The sequence below is a fragment of the Shewanella sp. H8 genome, from assembly GCF_040285065.1.
GTDB lineage: Bacteria > Pseudomonadota > Gammaproteobacteria > Enterobacterales > Shewanellaceae > Shewanella > Shewanella polaris.
This window is the reverse complement of sequence record NZ_CP157213.1, coordinates 1,926,407-1,939,056: the sequence shown is the minus strand read 5'-3', so window position 1 is coordinate 1,939,056 and position 12,650 is coordinate 1,926,407. Positions and strand designations below refer to the sequence as shown.

Here is a 12,650-nt window from a genome sequence, read left to right as displayed (position 1 = left end):
CATTAATTCCTCGGTGGTGGCGGAGCTAACACTTCACGATTACCATTGTGGCCTTGGGCTGTCACAATACCTTGGCTTTCCATCATTTCAATAATACGGGCGGCGCGATTGTAACCAATTTTAAATTTACGTTGCACGCTAGAAATTGAACCACGGCGAGTTTCGGTCACAAATGCCACGGCATCATCATATAAAGCGTCCAACTCTTCTTCGCTGTCTGAGGTTTCACCAGGTAACAACACCTGTTCACCATCGGTAGCGCCATTAAGAATTTCTTCAACATATTGCGGCTTACCACGAGCGCACCAGTCTGCAACAACTTTATGAACTTCGTGATCATCAATAAATGCCCCGTGAACACGATTTGGCAAACCCGTACCCGGTGGCAAATACAACATATCACCCATTCCTAACAGCGTTTCTGCGCCCTGTTGATCAAGGATAGTACGAGAATCAATACGTGACGATACTTGGAAAGCTATACGAGTCGGAATATTGGCTTTAATCAAACCAGTGATCACATCAACTGATGGACGTTGTGTTGCTAATATTAAGTGAATACCTGCCGCTCGAGCTTTTTGCGCGATACGGGCTATCAGTTCTTCTACTTTTTTACCTACGATCATGATCATGTCTGCAAATTCGTCGACAACAACCACAATAGAAGGCAGTTTTTCTAACGGCGGCGCATCGTCTAACATGCTTTCTGACGACTTCCATAATGGATCGGGAATGTACTCGCCTTTGGCTGCCGCTTCTTTAATTTTTATGTTGTAACCTTTAAGGTTACGCACCCCTAATGCCGACATTAGTTTATATCTGCGTTCCATTTCGCCTACACACCAGCGCAGTGCATTGGCCGCTTCTTTCATGTCGGTAACAACTTCACACAATAAATGTGGAATACCTTCATACACAGACAATTCAAGCATTTTAGGGTCAATCATAATAAAACGAACATCATCAGGGCCCGATTTATACAGTAAACTGGTGATCATCGCGTTCACACCCACCGACTTACCAGAACCTGTGGTTCCTGCAACCAATAGATGCGGCATTTTGCCTAAATCAACCACGACTGGATCGCCAGCAATGTCTTGGCCTAACACCATTGACAAGCTTGATTTACTTTCTTTAAAGGCTGCTGAATCTAGTACATCACGCATAAAGACTGTTTCACGAAATTTATTAGGTAACTCTAGGCCTACGTAGGCTTTACCTGGAATGACTTCAACAACGCGCACGTTTTCGGACAATAATGAACGAGCCAAATCTTTGGATAAATTAGTGATTTTAGACGCTTTAACCCCTGGCGCTAATTCAAGTTCAAAACGGGTAATAACAGGCCCAGGGTACACCCCTACTACATTGGCGATAATGTTAAAATCTGCCAATTTAAGTTCAACTAACCGAGCTACCTGATCTAACTCTGCTTCACTAATAGGGTTTTTCTTACGATCAGGAACATCGAGTAAGGTAATGCTGGGGAGTGGATCCATCTTTTGACGTACTTGTGGGCTTTGCCCATCAATCACCACAACGCCATCAACAATCTTGACTTCTTTTTTAGGCTGTTTTTGTGCGACTAAAGCGCCAGTTGAATGAGGTTTAGCAAAGGCTTCATCAAATGAATCGTCAGTTAAATCTGGGTTATTGATAGCGCCGTCATTGATGTCCTGGTCATCAATATTGACATCATCTTTACTGGCTATCCAAGGTGCAAATGGTGCTTCATCGTTATCAAGTTGCATCGACGGCTCTTGGCGCTCATCAATATCATCGACATCAAGCTCTTGGTCATCAATGTCTGAAACTATGATATCTTCTGTCGGTTTTGCTTTACGACTAAAAAAGCGGCGTTTCTTTTCAGCAATTGCAGGAATGTCCACAGCGGGTTCAACGTCTATTGACGGTTGATCATGTTGATCGATTTCATCACGACGCTGGGTAAACTTATCCACTAATGACATAAAACCTTTAGTGTCTTCGGTTTCACGTTCATGTTTAAATAATTGCGGTAGCGACCATAATTTTTTGGCACACCAAATAGCCCCTAACCCCGTTAACTCTATAATGGTTAACCAACTAATACCGGTAGCTAAGGTAAAGCCGGCACCAATAAAACACATTAATAATAATGTGGTACCTAACTTATTAAAGTAGGGCAACATTGCCTGACTGATCACATCACCAGCAACACCACCAGCAGAAAAAACAAACATATTATCGGCATTCATACTGAACAGCGCAGCCAAAGCCAACAACATGAGAATAAAGCCAATGATTCTTAACCCAACAGAAAAAAAGTCTATTTCGAATAAGCGATGTGCACGATTAAAAATAAACCAGCCTGTAGTGGCAATAATAATGGGAATTAAAAAGGCCATAAAACCAAAAAAATAAAACAGCACATCAGCGGTCCATGCGCCAACGGCACCGGTCCAATTGTGGATTTCACCTTGAAAATGCGACTGACTCCAGCCCGGATCATTCGGGTTAAAACTGGACAGCGCCAATAGAATGTAGGTTGCAACCATGCAACAAAGAATTAAACCACCTTCAAGTAACCGTTGTAGGCCACTGAGTGTTCTTAGACTATTTTCCTGAGTCAAACGAAAACATCCATAAAAGAGTGAAAAATAAGGAGTAATATAACAGAATATCACTGTATTTGCAGTGATTATGCACCTTGATTATATGAAGCTCAATCGATTGTTATGTCGAATTAATCCTAAAACTCAAAAGCATTACAAATAAATCTATACTTGGTTAGTTTTTCAGCACAAGCAATACAAAACAAAAATGGTGAATATGACTTCCAACAACGGAAGATAATTCACCATTCAGGGTTTGCTGGTTTGGCTGGTATTGCAGCCGAAGTCATTAACCTAAATTGTACAACGCAACTTTACTGGTTTGTTTAACCTCTTCCATTACAACATAAGTACGAGTATCTGATATTGAAGGAAGTTTAAGTAGGGTTTCACCTAATAAACGCCGATATGCCGACATATCTGACACTCTTGTTTTTAATAAATAATCAAAATCACCAGAGACTAAATGACATTCTTGAATATCATCAAGCAATTGAACCGCGCGGTTGAATCGGTCAAATATATCAGGAGTATCACGATTAAGGGTAATCTCTACAAACACTAATAACGATGCACCAAGAAAATGTGGGTTAACCGTTGCGGTATAGCCTGTAATAAACTTCTGTTTTTCTAGTCTTTTCACTCTTTCTAAACAGGGTGTAGGGCTTAATCCTACTCGTTTTGATAGTTCAACATTTGAAATACGACCATCCGTTTGCAGCTCATTCAAAATGTTACGATCAATGCGGTCTAAATCTTTCACTGAAAAGCTTTTATTATTTGCCATATATTTAACCTTGTTTTATCCATAAAACAATATTTAACTCTATTATTTTAGAAACTATAGCAGCATAATCTACTAAAGCAACACTATACTAGAGTTACCTGAAGGTAACACGATCAGGTCACAATTTATAACAACTAAACCCACCTGAGTGGGTTTTATTTCAATCGAGGCTCAAAAAATGATTATTGGTGTTCCAACAGAAATCAAAAACCATGAATACCGTGTAGGTATGGTTCCTTCAAGCGTTCGCGAATTGACCAATAAAGGTCACGATGTATTTATTCAATCAGAAGCGGGTTTAGGTATTGGATTTACAGATCAAGACTATATTGACGCAGGCGCCTCGATTTTAGCAACAGCTGCTGAAGTGTTTGTAAAGTCGGAGATGATAGTTAAAGTTAAAGAGCCACTTGCAATTGAACGTTCAATGTTACGTCAAGACCAAATTCTGTTTACTTATTTGCATCTTGCACCAGATTTACCACAAACAAAAGATTTAATCAGTAGCGGTGCTGTGTGTATTGCTTATGAAACAGTCACTGATGACCGTGGTGGATTACCCCTACTCGCTCCAATGTCAGAAGTAGCAGGCCGCATGTCGATTCAAGCGGGTGCCCGCGCACTTGAAAAATCATTGGGTGGCCGTGGTATGTTACTTGGTGGTGTTCCTGGTGTTGAGCCAGCAAAAGTTGTGATTATCGGCGGCGGTATGGTTGGTACTAACGCAGCACAAATGGCTGTTGGTATGGGTGCCGACGTAGTGGTATTAGACCGAAGCATTGATGCTTTACGCCGTTTAAATGTTCAATTTGGTTCTGCAGTTAAAGCGATTTACTCAACAGCTGATGCGATTGAACGCCATGTGTTAGAAGCCGATCTTGTTATTGGTGGTGTATTAGTCCCAGGTGCTGCTGCGCCAAAATTGGTGACTAAAGACATGATTAAGCGTATGAAACCAGGTAGTGCGATTGTTGACGTTGCTATTGACCAAGGTGGTTGTGTTGAAACATCACACGCTACTACTCACCAAGACCCAACGTTTATTGTTGATGACGTAGTACATTACTGCGTAGCTAACATGCCAGGTGCTGTTGCGCGAACGTCTACATTCGCATTAAACAATGCCACTCTACCTTATATTATTAAGTTAGCTAACTTAGGTTACAAACAGGCATTATTAAATGACAAACATTTATTAAATGGCTTAAACGTTATCCACGGTAAGATAGTTTGTAAAGAAGTAGCTGAAGCATTAAATCTTGAGTTCACTGAACCTACAAGCATGCTTAACTAATTTCAGGTCGAGATAATAAATACCTATCTAGATTGACAAAAATGCCGCATATTTAATGCGGCATTTTTATTTGAGTAAACATTACATGCTCAGAGATAATATTGACAATAATTAGAAAATCATCTTATTACAAAGCATAAAAACCAAAGTCTATATAACGTTTATTCAGATAGACGTTCCATTTTGGCCAAATAGAAACCATCAAATCCACGCTCTGACACCAAGATATTTTCATCTTCGATAAGGGTAAACTGCGGATTTTCTGCTAGAAATGCATCGATTTGATTACGATTCTCTTCTGGCATAATGGAGCAAGTTGCATAAATTAATATGCCTCCTACTTTGACCATGCGACTGTAGCTTTGCAAAATATGCTTTTGCAGTTCAACCAATATTGGCAAACGCTCTGGGGTATCACGCCATTTTGAATCTGGGTTTCGTTTTAATACCCCAAGCCCTGAACAAGGCACGTCTAACAACACTCGATCAGCAGAAAACTTAAGGCGTTTAATGGTTTTTGAACTGGCAATAATACGTGTTTCAACGTTATGTGCACCAGCACGTTTAGCACGGGTTTTAAGGTTATCGAGTTTCCATTGCTCTATATCCATGGCTAATAAACGGCCCTTACCTTGCATTTGTGCTGCAATATGTAATGTTTTACCACCCGCGCCAGCACAAGCATCAACAACACGCATACCCGGTTTAGCATCCACTGCATTAGCAACTAACTGCGAACCAGCATCTTGTTGTTCAAACCAGCCATCTTTAAATGCATCTGTACGGAACAATGCTGAGTCTGATGTCACCTCAACCGCAGAGGCTACATCACTTAACGGTACAGAGGTTACGCCTTCTTTTTGCAGACGAGCAATCAGTTTTTCTCGATCACATTTAAGTTCATTCACACGTAGATAACGCTTAGGTTGCTCAGCAAGTGCTGCGCGTTCAGCAGGCCACTTATCACCAAGTTGAGCTTGCCCAAGTTCATCCAACCATTGTGGACAGCCATCCCACAACACTGGATCAGCCTTTGCGAGTTCAAGGTTAGCATCAAACACGGCTTGTTCAACTTGCAACGAATACTGCATTTTAGGTAAATCTAAGCCGTGAAAAATATGCCAGCCATTGAGTAGTTTAGATCCTAAACGATCAAATTCTTCTGGTTTAATATCAACCAGAAAACAATATAAATTTAAACGACGTAAAATATCGCCAGTGACTTGGGTGATCCGAGCTTGTTCTGATGGATTAAGGGTTAAACCAGAAAAATGCTCTGAATAGGCTCTATCTAATGGTTTTCCTCGGGTTAACACCATAGTGAGTACATTTAATACTAACTCTGATGAACTGCCTGACAGCGGATAAGTCAACATGGGCTCTCTCATAATATTACGGTCAATTTAAAAACGTGCTGATCATAGGGATTAACGCTGCTGATAGCAAGGCAATATCGGCCTTTAGTCCCCACAGCTACTGCTTAAAATAGATAAAAATTGGTCTATATACAGTTTTATGTGACCAAGGTATTGAGACATCAAAAAGTCAGTGATGTACTGATTATTAAATCGTCGTTGTTAGCGTAACAGTTTTAAGATGACACAAAAAAGCGGCCCGAAAGCCGCTGATCATTAGAATTAAAATATATTGTCAATACGGGACTACATTCTTGAGCCTTTAGCACCATAAAATAAAATAAACGCGTAACACACAACGGGTAAAATAAACGCTATTTGCAGGCCCATACTATCAGCCATCACCCCCTGTAATAACGGTACAATTGCGCCGCCAACAATGGCTAAACATAATATACCGCTACCTTGTGATGTGTGTGGTCCTAAATCTCGCAGTGCTAAGCTAAAGATGGTTGGGAACATAATAGAATTAAACAGTCCTACAGCCAAGATTGACCACATGGCCACGGCACCTGTACTGTTCATTGCCACAAGCACCAGTGCAGCTGCAACCAAAGCGTTAAACGCTAACATGGTTCCTGCTGGGATTTTTTGCATAATCACAGAACCAACAAAGCGACCTATCATCGCCCCGCCCCAATAATAGGTAATGTATTTAGCCGCATCAGCTTCTTGTAAGCCTGCCACATTTTGTTCGCCTAAAAAGCTCACTAAAAAACTGCCAATAGACACTTCAGCGCCAACATAAACAAAAATACCAATCGCGCCCAATACCAAATGAATGCTTTGTAAGGCGCTGGTTTTGCCATTATGAGTGACCACACCACTATCAGAATTATCATTGTGTTCAGCAATTGTAGGTAAATTCAATTTAGAAAATATCAATGCAAGTAAACCTAGCATCCCGGCCAGAATAAGGTATGGAAGCTTAACCACTTCAGCTTCGGCTTGTGCATGACTCAGTCCATCAACGGCACCAGAGGCGACCGACAAGATCAACACTGCGCCAAAGTAAGGTGCAACCGTAGTGCCTAATGCGTTAAATGCTTGAGTTAGGTTTAAACGACTAGATGCTGTTTCAACTGAGCCCAAGGCATTCACAAAGGGATTAGCTGCCACTTGAAGAATAGTGATCCCAGATGCTAATACAAATAAGGCCCCGAGAAACAATCCATAAGTAGCAAAGGCTGCTGCAGGATAAAACAGTAGACAACCAATGCAGGCAATAACCAATCCTGTCACGATACCTTTTTGATAACCTAATTTTTTAACCAACTTACCCGCAGGTAATGAAACTAAAAAGTACGCCCCAAAGAAGCAAAATTGAATCAACATAGCTTCGGTATAATTTAATGAGAACACCGCTTTTAAATGCGGGATCAAAATGTCGTTTAAACAGGTAATAAATCCCCACATGAAAAACAGTGACGTCAACGACACTAGTGCAAATCGGTAATTACCATTGCCTCCAGTAGCCGTTGTTTGATGTGTACTTTGCATTGCTGAAGCCATAAGGTGCTCTCTTCTTGTTAGTTATTGTTAGCTGTTTTTATTTACGGTATTTCGGATTTTTATAATGATTTAAAAAAACCGAAATACCTTAGTATTTCGGCTTAGTCATATAAATTTGTAAGCAATCCATAAAAGCTGGCAAAACTTGGTAGCACTATAGTTTCCGGATGTTGCTTATCTTGTAAGCCACAGGTTAACCCATGACCTTGTAAAATCGAAGATAATGTTAGCTCATCTAATTCAAAGGTTTGTTGATTATTAGACAAGTTAAACAGGACTAACATTTGTTGCTGACCTTTGCTGCGGATAAACGCAAGTACATCAGGATGACTATCAACAAAGTTAATATCACCGTCAATCAACAAATTTTGCTGTTTGCGCCACTGTAAAAAATGCCGGTAACTGTTCAGTATTGAATCTTGATCGGCTTCTTGTACATCAACAGCACTATTATTGTGTGCAGGATCTATCGGTAACCAAGGTGTTGCTTCACTAAAACCCGCATTAGGTACATCTTTTTCCCAAGGCATGGGTGTTCTACAACCATCACGGCCTTTAAACATCGGCCAAAAAGCAATACCAAATGGGTCTTGTAACTGATTAAACTCAATCGATGCTTCGGTTAAGCCTAATTCTTCGCCTTGATAACTGCACACACTGCCACGTAGTGAAAATAACATCGCGTTGAGCATTTTTATCATCGTTGTGTTAGTACTGTCTTTCCCCCAACGGGAAGCAACCCGTTTCACATCATGATTACCTATGGCCCAACATGGCCAACCATCACCAATACTGGCTTCAAGTTCTTCAACCGTTTGGCGAATATAAGCCGCATTAAAATCATCAGTTAATAGTTCAAAACTGTACGCCATATGCAAACGGTCATCGCCCTGAGTATATTCCGCCATGGTGGCTAATGAGTCTTCTGATGACACTTCACCTAAAGTGACAGCACCTGGGTAACGATTAACTAATGCTCGCAGTTGTTCTATAAAGACAACCGTTTGCGGTCGAGTATTGTTGTAATAATGATATTGGTAGGCATAAGGGTTATCTTCACTAAAGCCGCGACCTTGACGCTTATCTTTGGGTTTTGCTGGGTTATCACGCAATTTTTCGTCGTGATAACAGAAAGTAATCGCATCAAGACGGAAACCATCCACACCTTTTTTAAGCCAAAACTCAACATTGTCTAATACCGCTTGGCGTACTTCTGGGCAATAGAAATTAATATCAGGTTGGCTTTTAAGAAAGTTATGTAAATAATATTGCTGACGCCGAGGTTCCCATTCCCATGCACAACCACCAAAAATGGCCAACCAATTATTAGGCGCACTGCCATCATCTTTCGGGTCGGCCCATACATACCAATCTGCTTTATCATTATCACGACTTTGGCGACTTTGCTCAAACCAAGCATGTTGATCTGAGGTGTGGCTTAACACTTGGTCAATCACCACTTTAATATTTAATTGATGAGCTTTGTCGATAAGTTGATCAAAGTCGGCCATGGTGCCAAACATTGGATCAATTTCAAGATAATCACTAATGTCATAACCGAAATCTTTCATTGGCGATTTAAAAAAAGGTGAAATCCAAATCGCATCTACATTTAGGCTGGCAATATAATCAAGTTTATTGATAATGCCCTGTAAATCACCGACACCGTCACCATTAGAATCTAATAAGCTACGGGGGTAGACTTGATATATCACTCCGCCGCGCCACCAAGTTACCTGATCCATTACTTCCCCTTAGAATTAAGCCAACCCAAAAATTAATCGGTGAGTTACCTTGATGTTGCGACTGAGTAACAGCCATCCGTTATTTTGTATTACCCCGAGGATACGTGAATAAGGAAATCCGGTTCAATACACCTGCATACGTATGCAAAGAAATCATTAGCTGAACGCACATGAAAAATACAAATAATATCTCATAAATACAATAAACTAACTGTGATATCGAGCATCTTTAAGTTGTTTCAAATTTGTAAAATTCAGCTAATAATTAGCGCTTAATAACGTTGAATACGTATGCATAATATTGTCGGCAAAACAGTACTGGGAGTAGTATCGTCACTGTTGCGCAACAATTTGGTCATAACTTCAGCACTTATGCAGTCACTTATAAAGTTAATTAAGCATGCTGAGGAAAAACACAAAAAAGACTGTAACCAAAAATTCAAAAGGACACTAACACTCGACCTGAACATCTAGGTGTTAAGTATCCACAAAAGGGGAAAGATGAATGTTGCTATTTAAACCGAGCCTACTTACGCTGGCGTTAGTTGCCGCAGGTGCAAGCATGAGTGCTTATGCCGCTGATGACATTAACATTACAGAAGCTGCCGACGAAAATATTGAAGTGGTAAAAGTCACTGGTATTCGTCGCAGCTTACAAGAATCACAATCACTAAAGATGTCTTCGTCATCCATTGTTGAAGCCATTTCTGCTGAAGATATTGGTAAATTACCTGATGTCAGTATTGCAGAATCACTTGCTCGCCTACCCGGTGTATCCGCACAGCGTTTAGATGGACGCGCCAACGTTATCTCTATCCGTGGCTTAGGTCCTGATTTTACTACAGCGACGTTAAACGGTCGCGAACAAGCCTCGGTTAACGACAACCGTGGTGTTGAGTTTGACCAATACCCTTCTGAATTATTAAATCGTGTTGTGGTGTATAAGACCCCTGATGCTTCTGTAATGGCTCAAGCCATCGGCGGCACGGTAGATATGCAAACCATTAGCCCGCTAACCCATGGTGAGCAAACTATTGCCATGTCATTGCGCGGAGAAATGAACGATTTAGGTTCATTAAACAGTGGTTCTAGCGACACTGGTTATCGTGGCAGCATTTCATACATCGACCAGTTTGCAGACGACACTATCGGTATTGCGTTAGGTTATGCCCGCATGATGTCACCAAACCAAGAAGAACGCTGGCAAGCCTGGGGTTACCCAGAAAATGATGCTGGTGACAGTGTATTAGGTGGCGCAAAACCGTTTGTGCGTTCAAGCGAATTAGAACGTGATGGCGTGTTATCCGTTTTCGAATATGCACCTAACGATAAATTTACTTCGGTAGTCGATGTGTATTACACCAAGTTTACTGATGACCAACGTTTACGTGGTATCGAAATCCCTGCCGCTTGGGGTACTAATGGTGGCGTAACATCCACTGCTACTGAAGATGGTTTAGTGACTCAAGGAACCATTATTGGTGCCGAAGTTGTTATCCGAAACGATGTCAATAAGCGTGATGCCGAATCACTTTCAATTGGTTGGAACAATAAGTACACCATCAATGACAGCTGGAGCATTGAAGCCGATATCGCTTTATCAAAAGCTGAACGTACTGATATTGGTATGGAAAGTTACACAGGCACAGGCCGTGGAACAGGTGTTGGTGCCGTTGATGATCTTGGTTTTAACTACAATGGTAATGGCGGCTATGACTTCACTCATGATCTTAATTATGCTGATCCTAATCTGATTAAGTTAGGCGATCCACTCGGTTGGGGTAGCCCGCTTGGTGCCAATACTCAAGATGGTTTTATTAATAAACCAGAAATTGATGATGAATTAACATCATTCCGTTTAAGTGCAGAATACGTGTTTGACCAAGGTGATGTGCGCAGCGTCGAGTTTGGTGTTAACCGCACTAATCGCGATAAAAGCAAGTTAGACAAAGGTTATTACCTAACGTTAGCGGGTTATGACGGTACTGATAACTACTTAGAATCTGTACCAGAACAGTATTTGTTATCACCAACCTCACTCGACTTTTTCGGCATGGGCGACGTACTAAGTTATGACTCATTAGCGTTTTATAACGACGGGGGTTATACCGAAACAGACGTTGCAGATGTCGATTTATCACGTGCAACCAACTCTTGGTCTGTTACAGAAGAGGTCTCTACCTTTTTTGTTAAAGCAAACTTAGAATCTGAGTTATTTGGTTTACCTTTGATAGGTAATATTGGCTTGCAAGCCGTCTATACAGATCAAAGTTCAGACGGCACTGCAGCTAAAGTTGAAAATAATATTGTTGAGTTACTTCCTCGTACCGCAGGCGATACATATCTTGAATGGTTACCAAGTATTAACTTAGGTTTTGAAGTTGCCGATGGCCAAATGCTACGCTTTGCCGCAGCACGTACCTTAACCCGTGCGCGTATGGATAAAATGAACGCTAACGTAAACTTTAGCTACAACGAAAATCCAAACGACGGTGTTAATTGGTCTGGTGGTGCAGGTAACCCTGAACTACGCCCATGGTTAGCACGTCAATATGACATCAGCTACGAAAACTACTTCAGTGATCAAGGTTATTTCTCATTGGCGGTTTTCTATAAAGACTTAGAAAACTACGTTTATGATCAGCAAACTAACTTTGACTTCAGCACTATTTTGCCACAAAACCCAGGTGACAACCCAATTGGTAATGTCAGCCAACCTCTTAACGGTAATGGTGGTTATGTACAAGGTATTGAAGCCTCGCTATCTATCGACTTCGGTATTTTTGTTGAGCAATTAAGTGGCTTTGGTACCATCTTAAGTGGTTCGTACAACGACAGTGAAGTAAAAGAAACGGCTGACAGTGATCCAACAACGCTACCAGGCCTTTCAGAAAAAACCTTCAATGCGACGGTTTACTATGAAAACTCTGGTTTTGAAGCACGTATCAGCTCACGCTATCGTAGTGACTTCTTAGGTGAAGTCACTAAAATCAGCCTACAACGTGAAAACGTTAACATTAAAGCTGAAACGGTTGTTGATGCACAAATTGGGTATGACTTTACTGAAAGCGGTATCGATGCGTTATACGGTTTATCGGTACAGTTCCAAGTAAACAACTTAACCAACGAGCCATTTACCTCTTACACAGGTGATGATCAACGTTTAGTCCGTGATTATCAAAACTACGGTCGTAACTTTATGTTAGGCGCAAACTACAAGTTCTAATGGGCTTGTAGAATGAAGTAAATCGACTAAAAGCCTCTGTAACCTTTTACAGGGGCTTTTTTATAATATCTACAATA

At 41.0% G+C, this 12,650-nt stretch carries 7 protein-coding genes; 2 read left to right on the top strand and 5 right to left on the bottom strand.

Annotation, left to right across the window (positions count from 1 at the left end; genetic code table 11):
• Positions 1-2: 2 nt before the first annotated feature.
• A complete protein-coding gene (locus ABIS04_RS08465) occupies positions 3-2,612 on the bottom strand; it encodes a DNA translocase FtsK (protein ID WP_137220906.1) in 2,610 nt (869 codons plus the stop codon).
• A gap of 271 nt (positions 2,613-2,883) precedes the next feature.
• Positions 2,884-3,381, bottom strand: a complete 498-nt coding sequence (gene lrp / locus ABIS04_RS08460) for a leucine-responsive transcriptional regulator Lrp (RefSeq protein WP_140234050.1) — start codon at positions 3,379-3,381, stop codon at positions 2,884-2,886.
• Positions 3,382-3,559: 178 nt separating this feature from the next.
• Between lrp and ald the strand changes: the two genes are divergently transcribed.
• Positions 3,560-4,675: an alanine dehydrogenase gene (gene ald, locus ABIS04_RS08455; RefSeq protein WP_350433163.1), complete on the top strand. Its 1,116-nt coding sequence runs from the start codon at positions 3,560-3,562 to the stop codon at positions 4,673-4,675.
• Between the two features lie 161 nt (positions 4,676-4,836).
• Here the strand turns inward: ald and ABIS04_RS08450 are convergent, their stop codons facing one another.
• The 3 genes from ABIS04_RS08450 to ABIS04_RS08440 form a co-directional block, all read right to left on the bottom strand.
• Positions 4,837-6,051, bottom strand: coding sequence for an RsmB/NOP family class I SAM-dependent RNA methyltransferase (locus ABIS04_RS08450; protein WP_350433162.1), 1,215 nt, complete (start codon positions 6,049-6,051; stop codon positions 4,837-4,839).
• A gap of 285 nt (positions 6,052-6,336) precedes the next feature.
• A complete protein-coding gene (locus ABIS04_RS08445) occupies positions 6,337-7,602 on the bottom strand; it encodes a sugar MFS transporter (protein WP_350433161.1) in 1,266 nt (421 codons plus the stop codon).
• 101 nt (positions 7,603-7,703) lie between these two features.
• Positions 7,704-9,347: an alpha-glucosidase family protein gene (locus ABIS04_RS08440; protein ID WP_350433160.1), complete on the bottom strand. Its 1,644-nt coding sequence runs from the start codon at positions 9,345-9,347 to the stop codon at positions 7,704-7,706.
• A gap of 505 nt (positions 9,348-9,852) precedes the next feature.
• Here ABIS04_RS08440 and ABIS04_RS08435 point away from each other — a divergent pair.
• On the top strand, positions 9,853-12,573 hold the full coding sequence (locus ABIS04_RS08435) for a TonB-dependent receptor (protein WP_350433159.1): 2,721 nt from the start codon (positions 9,853-9,855) through the stop codon (positions 12,571-12,573).
• Positions 12,574-12,650: the final 77 nt, after the last annotated feature.